19 protein-coding genes are annotated in these 23,547 nt (G+C 74.0%); 12 read left to right on the forward strand and 7 right to left on the reverse strand.

Features of this window, described 5'->3' with window-relative positions; translation table 11 throughout:
• Window positions 1-6: 6 nt before the first annotated feature.
• Window positions 7-1,485, reverse strand: coding sequence for an SWIM zinc finger family protein (locus tag ACF08F_RS24470; RefSeq protein WP_392300676.1), 1,479 nt, complete (start codon window positions 1,483-1,485; stop codon window positions 7-9).
• Window positions 1,486-1,621: 136 nt separating this feature from the next.
• Between ACF08F_RS24470 and ACF08F_RS24475 the strand changes: the two genes are divergently transcribed.
• From ACF08F_RS24475 to sucD, 6 genes are all read left to right on the forward strand, one after another.
• Window positions 1,622-2,035, forward strand: coding sequence for an MmpS family transport accessory protein (locus ACF08F_RS24475; protein WP_392300677.1), 414 nt, complete (start codon window positions 1,622-1,624; stop codon window positions 2,033-2,035).
• Window positions 2,036-2,149: 114 nt separating this feature from the next.
• Window positions 2,150-3,352 (forward strand): AAA family ATPase, encoded by a 1,203-nt coding sequence (locus ACF08F_RS24480; RefSeq protein ID WP_392300678.1) that lies wholly within the window; start codon window positions 2,150-2,152, stop codon window positions 3,350-3,352.
• Window positions 3,349-5,832, forward strand: a complete 2,484-nt coding sequence (locus tag ACF08F_RS24485) for a DUF5682 family protein (RefSeq protein ID WP_392300679.1) — start codon at window positions 3,349-3,351, stop codon at window positions 5,830-5,832. The genes ACF08F_RS24480 and ACF08F_RS24485 overlap by 4 nt, the downstream gene beginning before the upstream one ends.
• The gene (locus ACF08F_RS24490; RefSeq protein WP_392300680.1) at window positions 5,829-7,250 is read left to right on the forward strand and encodes a VWA domain-containing protein; all 1,422 of its coding nucleotides are present in this window, start codon (window positions 5,829-5,831) and stop codon (window positions 7,248-7,250) included. Before ACF08F_RS24485 ends, ACF08F_RS24490 begins: the two co-directional genes overlap by 4 nt.
• Before the next feature lie 642 nt (window positions 7,251-7,892).
• Window positions 7,893-9,071, forward strand: a complete 1,179-nt coding sequence (gene sucC / locus ACF08F_RS24495; RefSeq protein ID WP_392300681.1) for an ADP-forming succinate--CoA ligase subunit beta — start codon at window positions 7,893-7,895, stop codon at window positions 9,069-9,071.
• Between the two features lie 20 nt (window positions 9,072-9,091).
• Window positions 9,092-9,976 carry a succinate--CoA ligase subunit alpha gene (gene sucD / locus ACF08F_RS24500; RefSeq protein ID WP_392300682.1) on the forward strand — a complete coding sequence of 295 codons (885 nt, stop codon included), beginning with the start codon at window positions 9,092-9,094 and terminating at the stop codon, window positions 9,974-9,976.
• Window positions 9,977-10,087: 111 nt separating this feature from the next.
• Here the strand turns inward: sucD and ACF08F_RS24505 are convergent, their stop codons facing one another.
• Window positions 10,088-11,557: a helix-turn-helix domain-containing protein gene (locus tag ACF08F_RS24505; protein WP_392300683.1), complete on the reverse strand. Its 1,470-nt coding sequence runs from the start codon at window positions 11,555-11,557 to the stop codon at window positions 10,088-10,090.
• 119 nt (window positions 11,558-11,676) lie between these two features.
• Between ACF08F_RS24505 and ACF08F_RS24510 the strand changes: the two genes are divergently transcribed.
• Entirely contained in the window at window positions 11,677-13,254 is a 1,578-nt protein-coding gene (locus ACF08F_RS24510; RefSeq protein WP_392300684.1) for a DUF6350 family protein, read from the forward strand.
• A 1-nt stretch (window position 13,255) separates the two neighbouring features.
• On the opposite strand, the gene ACF08F_RS24515 is transcribed toward ACF08F_RS24510, so the two are convergent.
• Window positions 13,256-14,035 carry a hypothetical protein gene (locus ACF08F_RS24515; RefSeq protein WP_392300685.1) on the reverse strand — a complete coding sequence of 260 codons (780 nt, stop codon included), beginning with the start codon at window positions 14,033-14,035 and terminating at the stop codon, window positions 13,256-13,258.
• Between the two features lie 280 nt (window positions 14,036-14,315).
• Here ACF08F_RS24515 and purN point away from each other — a divergent pair, with 280 nt between their 5' ends.
• Both purN and purH read left to right on the forward strand, forming a co-directional pair.
• Window positions 14,316-14,930 (forward strand): phosphoribosylglycinamide formyltransferase, encoded by a 615-nt coding sequence (purN, locus tag ACF08F_RS24520; RefSeq protein WP_392300686.1) that lies wholly within the window; start codon window positions 14,316-14,318, stop codon window positions 14,928-14,930.
• Window positions 14,927-16,489 (forward strand): bifunctional phosphoribosylaminoimidazolecarboxamide formyltransferase/IMP cyclohydrolase, encoded by a 1,563-nt coding sequence (gene purH, locus ACF08F_RS24525; RefSeq protein ID WP_392300687.1) that lies wholly within the window; start codon window positions 14,927-14,929, stop codon window positions 16,487-16,489. Before purN ends, purH begins: the two co-directional genes overlap by 4 nt.
• Window positions 16,490-16,618: 129 nt before the next feature.
• Here the strand turns inward: purH and ACF08F_RS24530 are convergent, their stop codons facing one another.
• The 3 genes from ACF08F_RS24530 to ACF08F_RS24540 form a co-directional block, all read right to left on the reverse strand.
• Entirely contained in the window at window positions 16,619-17,221 is a 603-nt protein-coding gene (locus ACF08F_RS24530) for a M23 family metallopeptidase (protein ID WP_392300688.1), read from the reverse strand.
• A 114-nt stretch (window positions 17,222-17,335) separates the two neighbouring features.
• Window positions 17,336-18,832 (reverse strand): protein kinase, encoded by a 1,497-nt coding sequence (locus ACF08F_RS24535; protein ID WP_392300689.1) that lies wholly within the window; start codon window positions 18,830-18,832, stop codon window positions 17,336-17,338.
• Window positions 18,829-19,599: an FHA domain-containing protein gene (locus ACF08F_RS24540; RefSeq protein ID WP_392300690.1), complete on the reverse strand. Its 771-nt coding sequence runs from the start codon at window positions 19,597-19,599 to the stop codon at window positions 18,829-18,831. The genes ACF08F_RS24535 and ACF08F_RS24540 overlap by 4 nt, the downstream gene beginning before the upstream one ends.
• Window positions 19,600-19,795: 196 nt before the next feature.
• Between ACF08F_RS24540 and ACF08F_RS24545 the strand changes: the two genes are divergently transcribed.
• Window positions 19,796-21,229 carry a DUF2079 domain-containing protein gene (locus ACF08F_RS24545; protein ID WP_392300691.1) on the forward strand — a complete coding sequence of 478 codons (1,434 nt, stop codon included), beginning with the start codon at window positions 19,796-19,798 and terminating at the stop codon, window positions 21,227-21,229.
• 59 nt (window positions 21,230-21,288) lie between these two features.
• Here ACF08F_RS24545 and ACF08F_RS24550 read toward each other — a convergent pair whose 3' ends face one another.
• A complete protein-coding gene (locus ACF08F_RS24550) occupies window positions 21,289-21,885 on the reverse strand; it encodes a hypothetical protein (RefSeq protein WP_392300692.1) in 597 nt (198 codons plus the stop codon).
• 249 nt (window positions 21,886-22,134) lie between these two features.
• Here ACF08F_RS24550 and ACF08F_RS24555 point away from each other — a divergent pair, with 249 nt between their 5' ends.
• Together ACF08F_RS24555 and ACF08F_RS24560 are read left to right on the forward strand one after the other, a co-directional pair.
• Window positions 22,135-22,995, forward strand: coding sequence for a bifunctional methylenetetrahydrofolate dehydrogenase/methenyltetrahydrofolate cyclohydrolase (locus tag ACF08F_RS24555; protein WP_392300693.1), 861 nt, complete (start codon window positions 22,135-22,137; stop codon window positions 22,993-22,995).
• A gap of 2 nt (window positions 22,996-22,997) precedes the next feature.
• Complete coding sequence (locus tag ACF08F_RS24560) at window positions 22,998-23,534, forward strand: DUF3017 domain-containing protein (protein ID WP_392300694.1); 537 nt, start codon at window positions 22,998-23,000, stop codon at window positions 23,532-23,534.
• Window positions 23,535-23,547: the final 13 nt, after the last annotated feature.

Genomic DNA, 23,547 nt, shown 5'->3' on the forward strand with positions numbered 1-23,547 from the left:
GGGCCGTCATATGAGGGGGACCGTCTCGGCCGGGGCCTCCGCCGACCAGGCCGCGAGCGGGGTGAAGCCCCGGTGGCCGCACTCGCCGAAGACCGTCAGGGGAGCGCCCCCCGAGAGGGCGACGAGGCGCCAGAGACCGGGCCGGTTCTGCGCGGCGGGTGTCAGCGGCAGGGCCTCGCGGCCGTCCGCGTCGGCGAGCTGCCAGCCGTACTCCGCACGCGTCGGGACGACCTGGCGCAGCGTCACGGGCCAGGACTCCAGCCACGGGTCCTCGCTCAGCGCCCGCCCGTACGCGTCGAGGGCCGCGCCCACCGGCCCGCCCGGCGGCGGGGAGACGGGGGCGTCGACCGGGACGAAGTGCTCGCCCGGCTCCGCGCGCAGCCGGGCGGCGCCCGTGTGCGGCGTCAGCTCACCGTCGAGCAGCGCGCCCACGGGGAGGGCGAGGCCGGGGGCCCGGCCGGCCGCGCCGAAGGAGAGGAGGAACGCCGTCCGTCCGGTCGTGGCCCCGTGCAGCCAGACGCGCCGGGTCGTCAGCCGGGCGTCGGCCGTGTCGTACTGCGCGAGGACGAGCCAGTGGTCGCGCACCGGGACGCCGTCGGCGGGGATCGTGAGGCCGACCCGGGCGCGCACGGTCGTGGCGAACTCGGCGGGCAGCCGGTCCGCGGCGAGCCAGGCGCGGTCGAGGAGATGGGTCAGCGCGCACTCCTCCAGGAGGCGCACGGGCCAGCCGGGACCCGAGCCCGGTATGGCGCCCAGCTCCCGGACCCGGCCCGCGAGCCCCGGCGCCTGGGCGTCGACCATGCGGGCCGCGGTCTCCTCCCAGAGGCCGTACCCGCTCCGCTCCGCCGAGGCCAGGCCGCCGCGGAGCAGGTCGGCGAGCCGCTGCTCCAACTCCTGCGCTCCCGCGGTGATCCGGGCCGCCCTGCGCTCGGCCCTGCGGCGCGCGGCCTCGGGATCGGTCACGGTCTTCGAGGTACCGGCCGCTGAGCTGTGGGCCTCGGAAGGGCCGGTCCCGGAGCCTTCGGTGCCGGAGCCACCGGCCCCGGAGGCGTCGGTGTCGGCCGGCCGGGCCGTGCTTCCGGAGTCTCCCGCGCGCCGCTCGTCGAGCCAACGCGTCACCCACTCGGGCGGGGTGCCGTCCGCGAGCGCCGAGGCGTCGGACGCCTGGAGCAGCAGCAGTCCCAGCGCGTGCTTGCAGGGGAGCTTCCGGCTGGGGCAACCGCACCGGTACGCGGGCCCCGTGAGGTCGACGGCCGTCTCGTACACCCGGCCGCCGCTGCCGCCGCTGCCGCCGCTGCCGCCGCTGCCGCCGCTGCCGCCGCTGCCGCCGCTGCCGCCGCACAGCCCCCAGGCGATCCCCTCGCCGCTGCCCGTGCCCGACCACGATCCGGCCGTGCCCAGCGCGCTCCCCGCTCTGCGTGAGGCCTCGTCAGGAGCCAGTGCCAGCACCTGTCCAGCCGTCCTGCGCACCCCCATGGCATTCATGTCGTCGACCGTAACCGCCGCCACTGACAACGCCTCCGACCTCGGGAAACGCGATTTGACTTTACCCTCCCTTTAAGGTTCTCTGCGCGGGACCGAAAGACCAGCACAGCACCACCCGTCCAGGGGGACCCCCGTCATGAAGCGCACCACCCGTACCGCCGTCTCGGCCCTCGTCGTCGCAGGGCTCGCCCTCGGCCTCGGCGCCTGCTCGGAGGCGGCCGAGAAGGCCGTCGACCAGGTCGACAAGAACGTCACCGAGCCCTACGAGGTCACCTACGAGGTCAGCGGCAAGGGTGTCGAGTCGATCGAGTACCACGCCGGCGACGGCACCGCGATGGCGCCGAAGGTCGAGTCGGTGAAGAAGCCGACCCTGCCGTGGAAGAAGACCGTGAAGCTGCACGGCATCATGCCGCCGGCCGTCATGCCGGTGGCGCTCGACCCGGCCGGCCTCACCTGCAAGGTCATCTACCAGGGCAAGGTCATCAAGGAGGCCGAGGCCGAGCAGGCGATGGCCGGCGGCTGCGTCGCCGTCTCCCCCGCCGTGGGCTGACCCACCCTCACCTCCCGCCCCTCACAACGCCCCTGACCAGCGGTGGAAGCCGATTGTCAGTGGGATGGTGCACGGTGGATCGCACAACAGGTCGAGCGATCTGGAGGGGGATCCATGACCGTGCCCGAAACTGTCGCGCAGCCCGGTTCCGGTGTCGAGACGGACACCGGACCGGGCCTGCCCGAGGCCGCCGAGGTCACCACCGCGGCCACCGCGGAGACCGCCGCTCCAGCCACCGCCGAGGCCCTGAGGCCGCACGCCGAGCACGCCTTCGCCGACGAACTCACCGCACTCGCCGCCGCCGACGACCGGCCGCGCCCCGCCCGCTGGCGTCTCTCGCCCTGGGCCGTCGCCACCTATCTCCTCGGCGGCACGCTCCCCGACGGGACGGTGATCACACCCAAGTACGTCGGACCGCGCCGCATCGTCGAGGTCGCCGTCACCACGCTCGCCACCGACCGGGCGCTCCTGCTGCTCGGCGTGCCCGGCACCGCGAAGACCTGGGTCTCCGAGCACCTGGCCGCCGCCGTCAGCGGCGACTCCACCCTGCTCGTCCAGGGCACCGCGGGCACGCCCGAGGAGGCCGTGCGGTACGGCTGGAACTACGCCCGTCTCCTCGCCGACGGCCCCAGCCGCGACGCGCTCGTGCCGAGCCCGGTGATGCGGGCGATGTCGCGGGGCGCGACCGCCCGGGTCGAGGAGCTCACCCGCATCCCCGCCGACGTGCAGGACAGCCTCATCACGATCCTGTCCGAGAAGACCCTGCCCGTCCCGGAGCTCGGCGAGGAGGTGCAGGCCGTCCCCGGCTTCAACCTCATCGCCACGGCCAACGACCGCGACCGGGGCGTCAACGAACTCTCCAGCGCGCTGCGCCGCCGCTTCAACACCGTCGTCCTGCCGCTTCCCGCGACGCCCGACGCCGAGGTCGAGATCGTCGCCCGGCGCGTCGACCAGATCGGACGCTCCCTCGACCTGCCCGCCGTGCCGGCCGGGGCCGCCGAGATCCGCCGTGTCGTCACCGTCTTCCGTGAGCTGCGGGACGGCGTCACCACCGACGGGCGGACGAAGGTCAAGTCCCCCTCGGGGACGCTCTCCACGGCCGAGGCCATCTCCGTCGTCACCGGCGGCCTCGCGCTCGCCGCCCACTTCGGCGACGGAGTCCTGCGCCCCGGGGACATCGCCGCCGGCATCCTCGGCGCCGTCGTCCGGGACCCGGCGGCCGACCGGGTCGTCTGGCAGGAGTACCTGGAGACCGTGGTCCGGGAGAGAGACGGCTGGAAGGACTTCTACCGCGCCTGCCGCGAGGTGAGCGCATGACCTCCGCCGCCACGGCCCCGGCGCCCGGCCTCTCCGGAACGGGCCTCCCCGGGACCGGCCGGAGCGCGGTCCCGGCCGGCGGCGGACGGCGCGGACGGCCCCTGCTCCTCGGGGTCCGGCACCACGGACCCGGCTCCGCCCGCGCCGTGCGGGCCGCGCTGGAGGCGGAGAAGCCGGCCGTCGTCCTGGTGGAGGGACCCGCCGAGGCCGACGCCCTCGTCGCCCTCGCCGCCGACGAGTCCATGCGGCCCCCCGTCGCCCTGCTGGCCCACGCCGTGGACGACCCCGGGCGGGCCGCGTTCTGGCCGATGGCCGAGTTCTCGCCCGAGTGGGTCGCGATCCGCTGGGCCCTCGACCGGGGCGCCGCCGTCCGCTTCGTCGACCTGCCCGCCGCCCACACCCTCGCCGCCGCCGACCCCACCTGGGACGACAGCGAGGAGTTCGACCGCGGCGGGGACGTGGAGGGCGGCCGGGAGGCCCAGGGCAGCGGGGACGTCGAGAGCAGCGGGGACGGCGAGGGCGGCCGGGGCGGCGACAGAGGGAGGGGCAGGGAAGGCGGGGGCGGCGGGTGGGGCGCCGACGGGCTGAGCCTCCGGATCGATCCCCTCGCCGAACTCGCCAGGGCCGCCGGGTACGAGGACGCCGAGCAGTGGTGGGAGGACGTCGTCGAACTGCGCGGCGACGACGACCCGACCGCCCCGTTCGAGGCCCTCGCCGAGGCCATGGGAGCCCTGCGCGAGGCATACGGACACGGCGGCCACCCCCGCGACCTCGTCCGCGAGGCGTACATGCGGCTCCAGCTGCGCGCCGCCCGCAAGGAGTTCGGCGACGAGGTCGCCGTCGTCTGCGGCGCCTGGCACGTTCCCGCCCTCGCCCGGAAGACCACCGTCGCCGCCGACCGCGCCCTCCTCAGGGGCCTGCCCAAGGTGAAGACCGAGCTCACCTGGGTCCCCTGGACCCACCGCAGGCTCGCCCGCCGCTCCGGCTACGGCGCGGGCATCGAGGCGCCCGGCTGGTACGGACACCTCTTCACCGCCCCCGACCGGCCCGTCGAGCGCTGGATGGCCAAGGTCGCCGGACTCCTCAGGGCCGAGGACCACCACGTCTCCACCGCCCACGTCATCGAGGCCGTCCGGCTCGCCGAGACCCTCGCCGCGCTGCGCGGCCGCCCGCTGCCCGGACTCGACGAGACGACGGACGCCGTCCGCGCCGTCCTGTGCGAGGGCTCCGACGTGCCGCTCGGCCTCGTCCGCGACCGCCTCGTCGTCGGCGACGTCCTCGGCGAGGTCCCGGCCGGCGCCCCCGCCGTCCCCCTCCAGCGCGACCTGAGCCGGCTCCAGCGCTCCCTGCGGCTCAAGCCCGAGGCGCAGCAGCGCGAGCTCGACCTCGACCTCCGCAAGGACATGGACGGCGCCCGCAGCCGGCTGCTGCACCGGCTGCGGCTGCTCGGCGTCGACTGGGGCACCCCGGCCCAGGGGCGGTCCGGCACCGGCACCTTCCGGGAGACCTGGCGGCTGGGCTGGGAGCCCGAGCTGCACGTCCAGGTGGCCGAGGCCGGGGTCTGGGGCACCACCGTCGAGGCCGCCGCCACCGCCAAGGCCGGCTCCAAGGCCGCGACCACGACCGCGCTCGCCGACATCACCGCCCTCGCCGAGCAGTGCCTCCTCGCCGGGCTCACCGACGCCCTGCCCGTCGTCATGCGGGCCCTCGCCGACCGGGCCGCCCTCGACACCGACGTCACCCACCTCGCCCAGGCCCTCCCGGCGCTGGCCCGCTCCCTGCGCTACGGAGACGTCCGCGGCACCGGCACGGCCGCCCTCGCCGAGGTCGCCGCCGGGCTCGCCGAGCGGATCTGCGTCGGCCTCCCGCCCGCCTGCGCCGGACTAGACGCCGACGCTGCCACCGCCATGCGCGACCGGATCGACGAGGTCCACCGGGCCCTCGCCCTGCTGCCGGACCCCGCGCGCCCCGCCGACCGCTGGACGGGCGTCCTGCACCGCCTCGCCGGTCACGACCGGGTGCCCGGCGTCCTGCGCGGCCGGGCCATCCGGCTCCTCCTCGACGAGGGCCGGATCGACGAGGCCGAGGCCGCGCCGCTCATGAGCCGCGCCCTCTCGGCCGGCGCCCCGCCACAGGACGCCGCCGGCTGGATCGAGGGCTTCGCCGGCGCCGCCTCCGGCGGCGGACTGCTCCTCGTCCACGACGAGCGGCTCCTCGGGCTCGTCGACGCCTGGCTCACCTCCGTACCGGCGGCGGCGTTCACCGACGTCCTGCCGCTGCTGCGGCGCACGTTCTCCGGGTACGAGCCGGGCGTCCGCCGCACCCTCGGCGAGCTCGTCGCGCGCGGCCCGAGAGCCGAGGGGGCGGGCCGCGCGGCGCCCGGCGGCGTACCCGGCTTCGCCTCCGCCCTCGACCGGGAGCGCGCGGACGGCGTCCTCCCCGTCCTCCACCTCATCCTCGGAACGGAGCCCGCCGCATGAGCACGAGTACCGGCACGAGTACCGCCGCGCAGGCAGGCACGAGCACAGGCGTACGCACAGGCTCGGGCGGAGCCGACGCGCCTCCAGGCTCAGGCGCGGCCGGCGCGGCCGGCACCGGCGGCGCGGTCGGCGGGGGTGGCACCGGCGGAACGGGCGACACCGCCGGCATCACTGGCGCGGCCGACACCGCCGGCACCCCCGGCGGGGGTGGCACAGGCAGCACGGTCGCCGCGGGTGGCACCGCCGGCAAGGCCGGCACCGCCGGGTGCCCCGGCGACGAGCGGCTGCGCCGCTGGCGGCTGGTCCTCGGCGGCGGGGACGCCGACGGCACCGGCCGTTCGCTCAGCGGGACCGACGCCGCCATGGACCGCGCCCTCGCCGAGCTCTACGGCCGCGAGCCCCGGCGGGCCGACGGACAGGGCCGGGACCGCTCGGGCGGGCTCGGCGCCTCCGCGCCCTCCGTCGCCCGCTGGCTCGGCGACATCCGCACGTACTTCCCCGGCTCCGTCGTCCAGGTCATGCAGCGCGACGCGATCGACCGCCTCGGCCTCGCCGCCCTTCTCCTGGAGCCGGAGATGCTGGAGGCCGTCGAGCCCGACGTCCACCTCGTCGCCACGCTGCTCTCCCTCGACAAGGTCATGCCGGAGACCACCAGGGAGACCGCGCGGGCCGTCGTGCGGAAGGTCGTCGACGACCTGGAGAAGCGTCTCGCCACCCGCACCCGGGCCACGCTCACCGGCGCCCTCGACCGCTCGGCCCGGATCAGCCGCCCCCGGCACCGGGACATCGACTGGGACCGCACGATCCGCGCGAACCTCAAGAACTACCTGCCCGAGCACGGCACGGTCGTCCCGGAGCGGCTCGTCGGCCACGGGCGCTCGTCCCGGGCGGTGCGCAAGGAGGTCGTGCTCTGCGTCGACCAGTCCGGCTCCATGGCTGCCTCCGTCGTCTACGCCTCCGTCTTCGGCGCGGTGCTGGCCTCCCTGCGGTCGATCGCCACCCGGCTCGTCGTCTTCGACACGGCCGTCGTCGACCTCACCGACCGGCTCGACGACCCGGTCGACGTCCTCTTCGGCACGCGGCTGGGCGGCGGCACCGACATCAACCGCGCCCTCGCTTACTGCCAGACGAGGATCACCCGGCCCGCCGACACCGTGGTCGTCCTCCTCAGCGACCTGTACGAGGGGGGCATCCGGGACGAGATGCTGAAGCGGGTTGCGGCGATGAAGGCCTCCGGCGTCCAGTTCGTCGCGCTGCTCGCGCTCTCCGACGAGGGCGCCCCCGCGTACGACCGCGACCACGCGGCGGCGCTCGCCCCGCTCGGCGTCCCCGCCTTCGCCTGCACGCCCGACCTGTTCCCGGAGATCATGGCCGCCGCGCTGGAGAAGCGCCCGCTGCCGATACCCGCCGCCGACTGATCCCGCCGACGGAGCCTCACGGACCCGAGCCGGCCGACGGAGCCCCACGGACCCGAGCCGGCCCACCGAGCCGGCCGACGGAGCCCACGGACCGAGCCCACCGTCGGTGGCCACCGACCGATCCCACCGACCGACCCCCGTGGACCCGAGCCCATCGGCCAAGCCCGGCGACCGGGCCCCACGGGCCCGAGCCCATCGGCCAAGCCCGCCGACCGGGCCCGCCGACCGGGCCCCGCCGACCGAAGCAGGGGTACGGAATCCGCAGCTCCGGGACCACCCGCACGGGTGCTCCGGGGGTCACTGAGGCTCATATCACACCACCTCCCGAATGCCCCTCACCTCGCTGCCGGGCGCGTCGTGAGGGGCCCGGAGCCCAGTCCCCGCCTGCTGTGACAGGCACGGACCCCCGCTCCGCAACCCCTACGGACCGCCCCGTGGCCCCTACATTCTGTGACCCGTATCACCGCTCTGGTGTGATCTGCGATTTAGGGACCCACGTCCCTCGGGGATAACCTGCGAGACGGACATGCCGCGTCCACGGTCACCGTGTACGCCTCCCTTGTGACAGCGCAGTCACGTTGCACTTCGCGGCACGCCCACGCAGACAACGAACCGCGATCATCAGAAAAGGGACGGACGCGCGTGGACCTGTTCGAGTACCAGGCGAGGGACCTCTTCGCCAAGCACGGAGTACCGGTGCTGGCCGGTGAAGTCATCGACACGCCTGAGGCCGCGCGCGCCGCGACCGAGCGCCTCGGCGGCAAGTCCGTCGTCAAGGCCCAGGTGAAGGTCGGTGGCCGCGGCAAGGCCGGCGGCGTCAAGCTGGCCGGCGACGCGGACGAGGCCGTCGCCCGCGCGACGGACATCCTCGGGATGGACATCAAGGGCCACACGGTCCACAAGGTGATGATCGCCGAGCTGTCCCCGGAGATCGAGGCGGAGTACTACGTCTCGTACCTCCTCGACCGCACCAACCGCACCTTCCTGGCCATGGCCTCGGTGCAGGGCGGCATGGACATCGAGGAGGTCGCGGAGAAGACCCCCGAGGCCCTCGCGAAGGTCCCCGTCAACGCCAACGACGGCGTCACGCTGGAGAAGGCCCGCGAGATCGTCGCCCAGGCGAAGTTCCCGGCCGAGGTCGCCGAGGGCGTCGCCGAGGTCCTCGTGACCCTGTGGGACACCTTCGTCGCCGAGGACGCGCTCCTCGTCGAGGTCAACCCGCTGGTCAAGACCAAGGACGGCCGCATCCTGGCCCTCGACGGCAAGGTGTCCCTCGACGAGAACGCCGACTTCCGTCAGCCCGAGCACGAGGCGCTCGAGGACAAGGCCGCAGCCAACCCGCTCGAGGCTGCCGCCAAGGCCAAGGGCCTCAACTACGTCAAGCTCGACGGCGAGGTCGGCATCATCGGCAACGGCGCCGGCCTGGTCATGTCGACCCTGGACGTCGTCGCGTACGCCGGTGAGAACCACGGCGGCGTGAAGCCGGCCAACTTCCTCGACATCGGTGGCGGCGCCTCCGCCGAGGTCATGGCGAACGGCCTGGAGATCATCCTGGGCGACTCGGACGTCAAGTCCGTGTTCGTCAACGTCTTCGGTGGCATCACCGCCTGTGACGAGGTCGCCAACGGCATCGTCCAGGCCCTGGAGCTCCTCGCCTCCAAGGGCGAAGAGGTCACCAAGCCGCTGGTCGTGCGCCTCGACGGCAACAACGCGGAGCTGGGTCGCAAGATCCTGTCGGACGCCAACCACCCGCTGGTGCAGCGCGTGGACACCATGGACGGAGCGGCCGACAAGGCCGCCGAGCTCGCGGCTGCGAAGTAAGGGACGAGGGAACCAGAGCCATGGCTATCTTCCTCAACAAGGACAGCAAGGTCATCGTCCAGGGCATGACCGGTGCCACGGGCATGAAGCACACCAAGCTCATGCTGGGTGACGGCACCAACATCGTCGGCGGCGTGAACCCGCGCAAGGCCGGCACGTCCGTCGACTTCGACGGCACCGAGGTCCCGGTCTTCGGCTCCGTCGCCGAGGCGATGAAGGAGACCGGCGCCAACGTCTCGGTCCTCTTCGTGCCGCCGGCCTTCGCGAAGGCCGCCGTCGTCGAGGCGATCGACGCCGAGATCCCCCTCGCCGTCGTCATCACCGAGGGCATCGCCGTCCACGACTCCGCCGCCTTCTGGGCGTACGCGCAGGCGAAGGGCAACAAGACCCGCATCATCGGCCCGAACTGCCCCGGTCTCATCACCCCGGGCCAGTCCAACGCCGGCATCATCCCGGGCGACATCACGAAGCCGGGCCGCATCGGCCTGGTCTCGAAGTCCGGCACGCTGACGTACCAGATGATGTACGAGCTCCGTGACATCGGCTTCTCGTCCGCCGTCGGCATCGGTGGCGACCCGGTCATCGGCACCACGCACATCGACGCCCTGGCGGCCTTCGAGGCCGACCCGGACACCGACCTGATCGTCATGATCGGTGAGATCGGCGGCGACGCCGAGGAGCGTGCGGCCGACTTCATCAAGGCCAACGTCACCAAGCCGGTCGTCGGCTACGTCGCGGGCTTCACCGCGCCCGAGGGCAAGACCATGGGCCACGCCGGCGCCATCGTCTCCGGCTCCTCCGGCACCGCCCAGGCGAAGAAGGAGGCCCTTGAGGCCGCGGGCGTCAAGGTCGGCAAGACGCCGACCGAGACGGCCAAGCTGGCGCGCGCCATTCTGGCCGGCTAGCACAGCCTCGCGGGCCGACACCAGCGGTAGCTGTACGAGAGGGCCCCGCCCCCTGCCCGGTCACCCGGGCGAGGGCGGGGCCCTCTCGCGTCCGCACCTGTACGGCGGCGGCTACTCCGCCGTCGGGATCAGGCGCTCGGGGCCCGGGTTGGGCTCGGAGCGCAGCTTGTCGCGGAGATCCAGGTCCTCCGGGCGGAGCTTCTGCGGGCCGCCGCGCACCGGCACCCCGTTGACGGTCTCGCCGGGGGCGTTGACCGGGACGTAGCGGGTCGGTGCGGTCGCCGCCGTGAAGCCGGTGAGGCCGATGAGGACCGCCGTCACCCCGAGCACCGCCCGGGTCCAGGTGCGGCTCCGCCTCTCGCTCCCCGACCGGATCGCGCGGGCCGCCGGGAGGGTGGCCGCCGGCGCCTCCGCGACCAGCCCGCTCAGCCGCCGGTGCAGGTCCTCCGGCTCGGCGAGCTCGGGGATCCGCCTCCCGAGGACCGTGCGGGCGTGCAGCAGCCGGTTGGCGGCGGCGGGGGTGCTCGCCTCCGTCTCGGCGGCCGTCTCCGGCAGGTCCAGGCCGAGTCCGTCGTAGAGCAGGACGGTACGGCGGTGGGCCGGCGGCAGGTCGAGGAGCGCGCCGAGCAGCGCCCGCCGGCCCGCCTCGGCCGGCGGGGAGTCGGGGTGCTTGTGGGCGCGCCGGAACCGGTGCCAGGGGGAGAGGGCGTACTCGTGCGCCGCCGCCCGCACCCAGCCCGCCGGGTCGGGGTCCACGGCGACCTCGGGCCAGTGGTCCCAGGCATGGTGGAACGCGTACTCGACGGCCTCACGGGAGAGCCGGCGGCGCCCCGTGAGCAGATAGGTCTGGTGGACGAGGCCGGGCGCGGCGTACGCGTACAGCGCGTCGAAGGCCTCCTCGGGGGTGAGGCCCGGCGCGGCCCGCGCCCGGGCGGGCTCCGGCGCCGCCTGCTCCCACGGCTCCTGCTCCCATGTCTCCTGCTCCCACGTTCCCCGCTTCCATGACGGTTCCGTGGCCTCCGCCGCCTCGGCGGCAGCCGGTTTCAGGCGCTCCGGAGGCTTCGGGGCGCCCTTGCGGGCGGGCCCGGAGGCGATGGCCGGGGCGGGCGCGGGGGCCTTCGGCGGCTTGGCGGCCCGCTTGACGGCGGCCTTGGGCCGCACGTTGGCCGCGGCGGACACGGGGGCGGACGTGCCGGCAGGAGTGGACGCGGGGGTGGGGGTGGGGGTGGGGGCGGACGCGGGGGATGCGGCCGTCCGGGTGACGGAAGAGGGCTCCACCGGTTCTCCGGCCGCGGGCTGGGTCGGTCCACCGGCCTCGGGCTGGGCCGGTCCGCCGGCCGCCGGCTCCGCCTCCCGTACGTCGGCGTCCTCGGCCGCGGCGAGGAGCTTCGCGTACAGCTCGCGCTTGCGGCCCCGTGGCGCCGAGCGCCCGGTCTCCCAGGCCTTGACGGTGGCCTTCGTGACACCCATGGCATCGGCGACCTGCTCCTCGCTCAGGGCGAGGGCCTCACGCAACCTGCGCCGCTCCTTCGGTGTCGGCAGGGTGACGGAGGATGCGGAATCGGTGGTGCTCCGGCTCATCGGCGTCGACCTCCCGCAGAGCTGCTATGGGCGGAAAAGTACATAAACGTATCTTGAGCGACACAGCGGAGGTTTGCCTGTTACGCGGCTTGAGCGCGTGTCGTTGGCAGCATGGCCCCGTGACCCATTCGACCGAGCTCTCCCTGGTCCAGGGCGGCCGTTCCGCCGCCCTGGCCACCGCCTGCGTCCGTGGCGGCGTCGCCGCCGGGCTCGGTCTCGGAGCGCTCTCCGTCCTGGTGACCGCCGCCTGGATCAGCTCCCCGTTCCCCGACAGCGGGCCCGGCGGCGCGCTGCACGTGGCCGCGGGCCTCTGGCTCCTCGCCCACGGCGTGGACCTGGTCCGCACGGACACGCTGTCCGGGGTGCCCGCACCCCTCGGCGTCGTGCCGATGCTCGTCGCCGTCCTGCCCGTCTGGCTCGTCCACCGGGCGGCCCGCGACACCCTCGACCCGGGCGAGGACAACGACCGGCCGCGCCCCTCCCCGAGCGGCGCGGTGGCGGCGGTGGCCGGGGGATACCTGCTGGTCGCGGCGGTCGTGGTGGTCTACAGCGAGAGCGGACCGCTGCCCGCCGAGCTGATCGGCGCCGGCCTCTGGCTGCCCGCCGTCGTCTTCGGCGCGGCGGGGGCGGGCGTCTGGACGGCGCTCGGCCGCCCGCTGCCGGGGCAGCGGCAGGCGGCGGCCGGCCTGCGCGCCGCGGGGCTCGGGCTCGTGACGCTGGGCGGCGGCGGTGCGGTGCTCGCCGCGGTCTCGCTGGCCTGGCACGCGGGCGAGGCGCAGACCGCCCTCACGGACCTCGCGGGGGAGTGGTCGGGGCGGGCGGCGATCCTGCTCCTCGTCCTGGCGCTGCTGCCGAACGCTGCCGTGTGGGGAGCTGCGTACGGGCTCGGCCCCGGTTTCACGCTCGGCACGGGCGCGCTCGCGACCCCGCTGGGGCTCGTCGGCGACCCGGCCGTGCCGCCGTTCCCGCTGCTGGCCGCGCTGCCCGACGAGGGGCGCGGCACATGGACGCACTGGTCGGCCGCGGCGGTCCCGCTGGTGGCGGCCCTGGTGCAGGGCCGGCTCGTGGGCCGCGCCGCCCGGGGGTGGCCCGCCCGGGACACGGCCCTGACGGCGCTCGCGGCGGCCTGGGGGTGCGGGGCGGTCGTGGCGGTCCTCGCGGCCGCCGCCGGCGGCCCGCTGGGCTCCGGACGGCTGTCCGCGTTCGGTCCGGTGTGGTGGCAGGCCGGCGCGGCGACGGTGCTGTGGGGCGCCTGCGTCGGGCTGCCGGTGGCCCTGGCCGTACGGGCCTGGGGCCGGCGGGCGCTGCGGCCCAGGCCGCTGCCGCTGCCCGTACCGGCACCGGTGCACGCGAACGCGCAGGCCTCCGGGGCGACGGCCCCGCCGGCGGTGGCCGAGTCCGCGGGGACGGGAGCCGGGGAGCCCTTCGACCGGGAGGCGCAGCCGGAGACCGCCCCGGACGCCACGGCCGGCGCTCCTCCCGGCACCACCCCCGGGCCCGCGCCCGACGGCGGCGGCCGGACGGCGAAGCCGGCCGGGAAGCCGGAATCCGGCGCCCCCGCCGTCCCCGCGAAGGCCGCCGGCCCGGCGCCGCCTCCGGCGCTGGGCCTCGGCCTGGACGACGACCCGGGCTACGAGCCGTACGACTACCTCCCGGCGGCGTGGGAGTCCTCCCCGCCGCCGGACCCCGAGGTCTGAGCTACTCCCGCACCCCGAAGCCCGCGCGCAGCGGCTTCGGCAGGAGGTCGTTGCAGGCGAGCTGGCCCGCGTGGGTCAGGGCGTCGTCACGGCACTCGTAGAAGTCCTGGTAGACGACCTGCATCGTGAAGCCGACCGCGACGATCATCAGGGCCACGGTCGACGCCACCAGACCGCTGATCGCCGCCGTCCGCATCGAGCGGACGGGGACGGCCGCGGGGACGGAACCCTCCGGAGCCGGGCCGGGCGCGCCGGACACGGCGGACGGGCCGGCCGGGGCCGGCGAGGCCCCCGAGGCGTCGTCCTGCTGCGCCGCCGGCTCCTTCGGCTTCGACCGCAGGGAGCTGATGCCCCAGTAGAGCCCGAGGGCGCCGAGCAGCAGCGCCAGCTCCGGGATCTCGAAGATGGCGAAGAAGAAGCCCCACATGCCCGCGAGGATCGCGTAGCGCGCCCGCCGCTGCGCGGGGTCCGTCGGGTCCCAGCGCATCCCCTTCTCGCGCCCGGGCCCGCCCTGCCCGGGGCCGCCCTCCGGGCCGCCCCGGCGCTCGGGACCGCGGCCGAACCCGTCCGTCGAACGGCCCGGCTGGCGCGGGCTCCAGCGCCCGTCGGACGCCCCGGACGACCCGCCCGGCTCCGTTCCCGAACCGTCCGGCGACCCCGAGGAGCCGGACGCGTCGTCGCCCGAACCCTCCGGCCGCCGGGGCTGCCACGGCTGATCCGGCCGGCCCTCGGGCGGCGGCGCGAACGGGTTGTTGTCGTTCGTGGACTGGCGCTCCGGCATGTGCTGGACGTCTTCCCTCTGTCGTCGCGACCGCGGCCGCACCCGCGGTCTCCGCTGCTTCTCTTCTGCGTGCCTTGTTCCGGCGTCTTTCCGGGATCTCTTCCGGGATCTCTTCCGGCGTCGGACCCTGACGCTACCGCCCTGCTCCGCCCCCGTCCCGTGGGGGCCGTCCGGTGTGCCGGTATCGTTGCTGACGGTCGAGCCATTCGTAGGGTTCCCCGTATCGAGCGACACGATTCGTTCGTATGACCGCACAAACACCACGGAAAGAGTGACTCCAGTGGCTGCCGCCCGCCTCGTCGTCCTGGTCTCCGGGTCCGGTACCAATCTGCAGGCCCTCCTCGACGCCATCGCCGCCGACCCCGAGGGCTTCGGGGCGGAGATCGTCGCCGTCGGCGCGGACCGCGACGGCATCGTCGGTCTGGAGCGCGCCGAGCGCGCCGGGCTGCCCACCTACGTCTGCCGCGTCAAGGACCACGCGACCCGCGAGGAGTGGGACCGCGCCCTGACCGAGGCGACCGCCGCGTACGAGCCGGACCTCGTCGTCTCGGCCGGGTTCATGAAGATCGTCGGCAAGGAGTTCCTCGCCCGCTTCGGCGGCCGGGTCGTCAACACCCACCCGGCGCTGCTGCCCAGTTTTCCCGGTGCCCACGGGGTGCGTGACGCCCTCGCCTACGGCGCGAAGGTCACCGGGTGCACCGTCCACTTCGTCGACGACGGCGTCGACACCGGCCCGATCATCGCGCAGGGCGTGGTCGAGGTCCGGGACGAGGACGATGAAAGCGCGCTCCATGAGCGCATCAAGGAAGTCGAGCGCTCGCTGCTCGTCGAGGTCGTGGGGCGTCTGGCCCGGCACGGCTACCGCATTGAGGGACGAAAGGTAACAATCCCGTGACCGCCGAAGGTACGACGCGCCCCATCCGCCGCGCACTCGTCAGCGTCTACGACAAGACCGGCCTGGAGAAGCTGGCCCGCGGCCTGCACGAGGCGGGTGTCGCCCTCGTCTCCACCGGCTCCACCGCCGCGAAGATCGCCGCCGCCGGCATCCCGGTCACCAAGGTCGAGGAGCTCACCGGCTTCCCCGAGTGCCTCGACGGCCGCGTCAAGACGCTGCACCCGCGCGTGCACGCCGGCATCCTCGCCGACCTGCGCCTGGAGGACCACCGCAACCAGCTCGCCGAGCTGGGTGTCGAGCCCTTCGACCTGGTCGTCGTGAACCTGTACCCGTTCAAGGAGACCGTCGCCTCCGGCGCGACGCCCGACGAGTGCGTCGAGCAGATCGACATCGGCGGCCCGTCGATGGTCCGCGCCGCCGCCAAGAACCACCCGTCCGTCCTGGTCGTCACCGACCCGGGCGCGTACGACGCGGTCCTCCTGGCGGTCAAGGAGGGCGGCAGCACGCTGGGCCTGCGCAAGCGGTTCGCCGCCCAGGCCTTCCAGCACACCGCCGCGTACGACGTGGCCGTCGCCTCGTGGTTCGCCGACGACTACGCCGCCTCCGACGACAGCGGCTTCCCCGACTTCCTGGGCCACACGTACGAGCGCGGCAACGTGCTGCGCTACGGCGAGAACCCGCACCAGGGCGCCGCGCTCTACGTCGACGGCACGGGCGGCCTCGCCGAGGCCGAGCAGCTGCACGGCAAGGAGATGTCGTACAACAACTACACGGACACCGACGCCGCGCGCCGGGCCGCGTACGACCACTCCGAGCCCTGCGTCGCGATCATCAAGCACGCCAACCCGTGCGGCATCGCGATCGGCGCCGACGTCGCCGAGGCCCACCGCAAGGCGCACGCCTGCGACCCGCTCTCCGCCTTCGGCGGCGTCATCGCCGTCAACCGCCCGGTCTCCGTCGCGATGGCCGAGCAGGTCGCCGAGATCTTCACCGAGGTCATCGTGGCCCCGGGTTACGAGGACGGCGCCGTCGAGGTCCTGGCCAAGAAGAAGAACATCCGCGTGCTCCGCGCCGAGGGCGCCCCGGCCAACCCGGTCGAGGTCAAGCCGATCGACGGCGGCGCGCTGCTCCAGGTCACCGACCGCCTCCAGGCCGAGGGCGACGACCCGGCGAACTGGACCCTGGCGACCGGCGAGGCCCTCTCCGCCGAGGAGCTCGCCGAGCTGTCCTTCGCCTGGAAGGCCTGCCGCGCGGTCAAGTCGAACGCGATCCTGCTCTCCAAGGACGGCGCCTCGGTCGGCGTCGGCATGGGCCAGGTCAACCGGGTCGACTCCGCGAAGCTGGCCGTCGAGCGGGCGGGCGAGGAGCGGGCGCGCGGCGCGTACGCCGCCTCCGACGCCTTCTTCCCCTTCCCCGACGGCCTGGAGATCCTCACCACCGCCGGCGTGAAGGCGGTCGTGCAGCCGGGCGGCTCGATGCGCGACGAGCTCGTCGTCGAGGCCGCGAAGAAGGCGGGCGTGACGATGTACTTCACCGGCACGCGCCACTTCTTCCACTGATACGGCGCGGTGGGGGCGTACGGACCGAGTCGTCCGTACGCCCCCACCGTCATGTCCGCCGTCCGCCGGCCCGTCCGCCGGCCCGTCCGCCGGCCCGTCCGCCGGCCCGTCCGCCGGCCCGTCCGCCGGTCAGCAGTTGCGGCTCGTCACCGACTTCCACTGCTTGTTCGCCCCGGTGTACGTCCGCCCGTCGAACTTCACCGGCTTGCGGTGGCTCTCGTAGGTGTGGTTCACGCCCTTCTTGTAGCGCTGCTCGTAGTGCAGGTGGGCCCAGCCGCCCGCCTTGCCCGACGTGCCGATCCGGCCGATCTGCTTGCCGCGCGGGATCTTCTGGCCCCGCTTGACGTACTTCGCGGGGTCGTCCTTCAGGTGGTAGTAGACGGTGAACCAGCCGTTGCCGTGGTTGATCTGGATCGTGTTGCCGGATCCGCGGTCCTTGTACGTGGCGGCGACCGTGCCCTTGGCGGAGGACAGCACCGGCTTGGCGTCCGACCCGGTGTTCCCCTTCACCACGATGTCGAGGGCCGGGCTGTGCGCCCAGGTGTTGAGCTGCCACCGGGTGCCGCACTTGAACGGCAGGTGGAAGTACGGAGTGGTCGCGACCTCCCCGGGCCCGGGCGGCGCCTCGCTCGCGACGCTGGCCGGGGCCGTCGCCCCCGCCACGGCGAGGAGGGCCGCGGCGGTGACGAGTGCCGGGACCGTACGGCGGCCGGCGGTGGAACTACGCAGCATCTTCTGCTCCTTCGGAGCCTCGTGACGCCAACCCCCGTGGTGGCGTGGCTCCACTCTCCCGAGGGGCCGGGCGGCCCGGTACCTCGGAACTCCGAGGGTCGCGGGGCGCGGACATCAGAGGACCTCCGACGGCTCGCATCCGGCCGCCCACGTGTGCGAGGCGACGGGCCGGGTCAGGAGGACGTCCCGGCGTGTTCCCTGCCGTACGCAGCCCAGGCCGCTCTTCAGGTCCTTCTCGGCGAACAGCGCGACATGGACGAAGCCCTCCGGGTCGGGGAGGCCGTTGTTGAACACCGAGCGCGGGACCTCCGTCCGCGCCCACTCGCAGACCGTGTCGCCGTCGAACCACTCCTTGTCGTCGTTCTCCCAGTCGCACATCCGGCCCTGACCGTCCTTCTCGGAGAAGAAGCAGACGTACCCCGGCGCGCACCGCTCGTACCCGGCGGCGACGTTCTGTCCGTCCTGCCGGCCGAGCAGGGCGTTCACCCCGAGGCCCACCGCCGTCAGCCCCGCCACGGCGGCGGCGACGAGCGGTACGAGCCGTCGGCCGTGGCGCCGGCGGCGCGGCATCCGACCGGCCGCCGCCTCCCGGACCCGGCGCAGGACGGACGTCGCGTCGTGGACGGCCCGCTCCTCGTGGGTGCGGCTCAGGCAGTCGGTGACGATCTCCCGCCACACCTCGGGGAGCCCGGGGGAGAGGCGGAGCTCCTCCTCGCCCCGCGCGTAGCGGAGGGCGCCGTCCCGGCGGGCCGTCGGCGTGCCGCCGGGGAACGGGGATCCGCCGGTCAGGACGGTGTGGGCCAGGACGCCGAAGGCCCAGACGTCGGCGCTGGGGCGGATGCGCGTGCCGCGGTCGCCGACCTCCGACCAGAGGAGTTCGGGGGGCGTGTAGTCGGGCGTGGCGAAGCCGGGCGCGTAGGCGTGGGTGCCGTTCAGTTCGCTCGCGGTGCTGAAGTCGCCGAGCCGGACGCTGCCGTCCCGCATCAGCAGGACGTTGCCGGGCTTGAGGTCGCCGTGCACCCAGCCCGCCGTGTGCAGCTGGTGCAGGCCCTCGCAGATCTGGACGAGCAGCGCGGGGCCGTCCTGCGGCGCGGTGGTGCCCGAGAGCAGGGACTGGAGCGGACGCGCCGCTTCCTCCAGTACGAGGACGGTGGCGCCGTCCAGCTCCGGGTGCGCGGGGTCGTCGACCGTGAGCGTCTCGTACAGCCGGATCAGCCGCGGTGACCGCAGTCGCCTCAGCAGGTCGACCTCGCGGTCGGCGAGGTCGCGCAGGTGGCGCAGCTGACGCGGGGTGTGGGTGCCGGTGGGCAGGAACTTGAGCGCGGCCCGGCGGGGGAGCTCTTCCCGACCGGTGCCGGTGCCGGTGCCGGGGTTGGTGTCTGCGCCCGCACCGGTGTCTGCGCCCGCACCGGTGTCTGTACCCGCGCCGGTGTCTGCGCCTGCGCCCGCGCCGGTGTCTGCGCCTGCGCCCGCACCGGTGCCTGCGCCCGCACCTGCGCATGTGCGGCGAGCCGCGTAGACGCTGCCGAAGGCGCCCGCGCCCAGCGGCCGCTCGACGGTCCAGCCGCCGACCTCGTACCCCGTCGGCACGGTCAGCGGGAAGGTGTTCACCGCGCCTCCGTCAGGGGCGGCCGGCCCGCGTCCGTCAGTGTCGTCAGGTCGTCCTCGCGGACCAGGTCGAAGCGGAGCGCGAGCGAGACCAGGGACTCCTTCTTTCCGTTGACGCGCGGGCCCGCGTCGGCCGTGTCCGGGCCGGGTTTGAGCCGTAACTTCACGGCGAGGTAGTCGATGTTCCACTGGACCGAGGCACGGTTCACCGCGGGCCACAGCGGGCGCAGCCGCTCCACGATCCGGTCGGCCGTCGGCAGTGGCGCGTGCGGTTCGCCGCGCAGCCGGGACTCGCAGAGCGCGACGAGGACGAGGAAGTACCGCTTGGAGCGGTCGAGGGGGAAGGCGAGCGCGGTCGGCTCGCCCTCCTCTCCCGAGGGGGAGTGGGCGCGCTCCACGTAGTCGTGGCGGGGCGCCCAGACACAGAAGTCGAGCAGGTCGCCGCCCGCGGGCAGGACGACCCGGGAGAACTCGAACGGCACGGGGGCGTCGACCCGGCCCGGTGCGATCTTGATGTGCTCCCCGGCGCCCTCCGGGTTCTCGACGACGTACGTCGACGCCGCGCTGAAGTTGCTGAGCGTCCAGTAGCCGCCCGTCGCGCGGATCTCGCCGGCCGTGCGGGACACCCCCGGGTGGGGGATGTCCAGATGGCGCGGTGCGTCGGCGGTCCGCGGGGCGGCGCGGCCGAAGTGGAGCCGCTCGCCGGGCGCCAGCCTGAGCTGGCTCCCGGGATCCGCGGTGTGCGGGGGCACCACGATGATGCTGAACATGACGCTTCCTTTCCCCGAGGTCTGCGTGCGGGTCAGGCTAGGAAGCGGCGATAAACGAACGCAGAACGTCACCCGCCGATTACGGGGAGGGTCGGACGCCCTGCGGGGGCCCGGCCCTCGGCGGCAGATCCGCCGAACGGGTGGTCTCTGGTCTAATGGGTTGCTCTTTTGTCGGCCGCCGGTAGTGGGGGACGTGGTGTTGGACGTACTGAACAGGCCCGCTGCGGAAACCACCGACGCGGACGCGTCGGACGGTCTCTCCCCGGCGCCGCTCAGGCCCTATGTGGTCATCGCGGTCGTCCTCTGCGGTCTGTACTTCCTCTACTCCTGGGTGCAGTACACGCACTTCCGCACCCCCTCCTGGGACCTCGGGATCTTCGGGCAGTCCGTCAGGGCGTACGCCGAGTTCCGGGCGCCGGTCGTCGACATCAAGGGCCCCGGCTTCCACATACTCGGGGACCACTTCAGCCCGGTCACGGCGCTGCTCGCGCCCCTGTACTGGATCTGGCCCTCGCCGGCCGCCCTGCTCTTCGGGCAGGCCGCGCTCTTCGCCGCGTCCGCCGTCGTCGTCGGCCGCACCACCCAGCAGGTCCTCGGCAGCCGGGCCGCCGGGATCGGGCTCACGATCGCGTACGGGCTGTCCTGGGGGCTCCAGGAGGCCGTCAAGTCTGACTTCCACGAGATCGCCTTCGCCGTCCCGATGCTCGCCCTCACCTGCCGGGCGCTGATCCTCAAGCGCTGGACGGCGGCCGTCGCCTGGTCCGCGCCGCTCGTCCTGGTCAAGGAGGACATGGGGCTGACCGTCTCCATGGTCGGCGTGGTCCTCTTCGTCCTGGGCCGGAAGCGGCTCGGCGCGGCCCTGGCCGGGTTCGGCGTGGCGGCCTTCGCCCTCACGGTCCTCGTCCTGATCCCGGCGGCGAGCCGGCTCGGCCAGTACGACTACTGGGCCAAGATCGAGAAGACGGGCGAGGGTGCCGAGACCTCCTTCGGGCAGGTCATCGGAGACGCCCTCGTCTCCGGCGAACGCTGGGAGATGGTCTTCTTCCTGCTCGCGATCGTCGGCTTCCTCGCCCTGCGATCCCCGCTGATCCTGCTCGTCCTGCCGACCCTGGGCTGGCGCTTCCTCTCCCAGGACGCCAACCACTGGGGCATGCACTGGCACTACAGCGCCATCCTCATGCCGGTGGTCTTCCTGGCCCTCGTGGACGCGGCCCGCTCCGTGCGCACCTCGCCGCGCGCCTGGCTCGCGGCGTACGCGAAGGTCGTCGTCCCCGTCGCGACGGCGGTCGCGCTCGTGCTCGCCATGAACCTGCCGCTGCGGGAGCTGCTGAAGTCGGAGACGTACCGCACGGACACCCGGGCCGAGCAGGCGCGGGCGGCGGTCGACGCGGTGCCGGAGGGCGCGAGCGTGGAGGCGGACGTCTCGCTCCTCGCCCACCTCACGGCGGACCACCGGGTCTACTGGGTCGGCACCTCGAAGGGCGCGACCCCGGACTACCTCGCCTTCGACCTGCGCGGATGGTCGCAGCAGATCTCGGACCCGGTGCAGCTGGCTTCGCAACTGCACCCGGAGGCGCGGTACGAGATCACGCACCGCTCGGACGGGTTCGCGGTGCTGAAGAAGGTGTGACGGAAGAGAAAACGCCGAGGGCCGGATTCCCTGCGGAATCCGGCCCTCGGCGTTCAGGCTCAGTACTGCTGCTTGTTGCGGTTGAACCAGGCGGCGCCGTCCGACTTCGCGTAGAAGACGATGATCAGGATGCCGAGGACGAGGCTGATCAGGGCGAAGACGTTCGTGCCCAGCAGGCTGATGAGGCTGACGACGGTCACGAGCGAGGCGTAGACGATCGAGGTGATGCGGACGCCGTTGCCGCCGGAGGCGGTCTTGACGGCCATGATGATCCCCCAGACGCCGAAGGCGAGAATGAGGATGCCGAGGAGAACGAAGACGCCGGTGACCGCGGCGGCGGCATCGTCCGTGTTGTTGAGCTCGGTCGAGCGGCTGGCGATCTGGTCGGCGACCCAGCTGCCGGCGACGGCCGTGACGATGCCGGCGAGGACCTGGCAGACGGCGAGGATCCAGAGCATCACGCGCGCGGCCTTCACGCCGCCCGGCATCGTCATCACCGCACCCGGGTAACCGCCGCCGTACGCCGGGGCCGCCGGGTAGCCGTAGCCCTGCTGCGGCGGCACGCCCTGGGGGGCCTGCTGCGGGTAGCCGTAGCCGGGCTGCTGCGGCTGGCCCTGGGGCTGGCCGTAGGGGTTGTTCGAGTCGCCGAAGCTCATCGGGGGGTTCCTCCGTGAAGATCTCTGTGCGGGGACGACGCGGCCCGCGCGGAGGACTTTCACGGCATTTGAGCGGATTTCCCCCCGGCACTTTCCGCGGTACTTCGCGGTCATCGTCGTCGCACGGCCGAGTTTTTGTCCAGTCGATACCGCACGGAGTTGTGCAAGTGCAATCTGTTGCTCCGCCTGACGAGCCGTCCGGCGAGAGCGAATTGGAACAAGGCGGGGGTCATCCGGGAGGATGTCTTCATGAGCGCCCAGATTCTCGATGGCAAGGCCACCGCAGCCGCGATCAAGACCGAACTGACCGCCCGTGTGGCGGCCCTCAAGGACCAGGGCGTCACGCCCGGCCTGGGCACCGTCCTCGTCGGCGACGACCCGGCCAGCCAGAAGTACGTGGCGGGCAAGCACCGCGACTGCGCCCAGGTCGGCATCGCCTCCATCCAGCGCCACCTCCCGGCCACCGCCACGCAGGAGGAGATCGAGGCGGTCGTACGGGAGCTCAACGAGGACCCGACCTGCACCGGTTACATCGTCCAGCTCCCGCTGCCGAAGGGCATCGACGAGAACCGCATCCTGGAACTGATGGACCCGACCAAGGACGCGGACGGCCTGCACCCGACCAACCTCGGCCGTCTCGTGCTCAACGAGCCCGCCCCGCTGCCCTGCACGCCGAACGGCGTCATCACGCTGCTCCGCGCGCACGGCGTGGAGATCAACGGCGCGGAGGTCGTGGTCGTCGGCCGCGGTGTCACCATCGGCCGCCCGATGCCGCTCATCCTCACCCGCCGCTCCGAGAACGCGACCGTGACCCAGTGCCACACCGGCACCCGCGACCTCTCGGCGCACCTGCGCAACGCCGACATCATCGTGGCGGCGGCCGGTGTGCCGCACCTGATCAAGCCGGAGGACGTGAAGCCGGGCGCGGCCGTCCTCGACGTCGGCGTCTCGCGCAACGGCGAGGGCAAGATCCTCGGCGACGTGGACCCCGGCGTCGCCGAGGTGGCCGGCTGGATCTCCCCGAACCCGGGCGGCGTCGGCCCGATGACCCGCGCGCAGCTCCTCGTGAACGTCGTCGAGGCCGCCGAGCGCGCGGCCGCGGCGCTCTGAGCATGACCGCCGAGGGCGGGGCCTCCGCGGGCGGGGGCGTCGAGGGCGCGGCCGCCCGCGGCGAGGCCGTCGCCGGTGAGGCCGTCCCGGGTGGCGAGGCCGTCGTGGGCGAGGCCACCGCCGGCGAGGCCGCCGCGGTGAAGGCCCGGAAGCGGCGTTTCGGCCTCACCACCGACACCGCGCCGCCCGAGGGCGGCGGCCGGGCGGCGCCCGGTGACGCCTCGGCGCCCGCGCGTCAGTGGCCCCTGCTCACGGTGCTCGTCCTGGCCGGCCTCGGTCTCCTCGTGGTGGGTGTGGAGCCCTTCCCGCATTCGTACCGGGTGGGCACGATGCTCGTCGGCGCCGCGCTGCTCGTCGGCGCCGTGATGCGCCGGGTGGTGCCGTCCGTGGGCATGCTCGCCGTCCGGTCCCGCTTCACGGACATGATCACGTACGGGGTCATGGGCACCCTGATCGTGCTGCTCGCCCTCATGGTGCAGCCGGGCCCCTGGATGCGGATCCCGTTCCTGGAGGACGTCCTCCATCTCACGGTGACGTAGGAGCCGCGAGGAC

Origin of the sequence: Streptomyces sp. NPDC015130, from assembly GCF_043080005.1 — a bacterium.
In the GTDB taxonomy this organism is placed as follows: domain Bacteria; phylum Actinomycetota; class Actinomycetes; order Streptomycetales; family Streptomycetaceae; genus Streptomyces.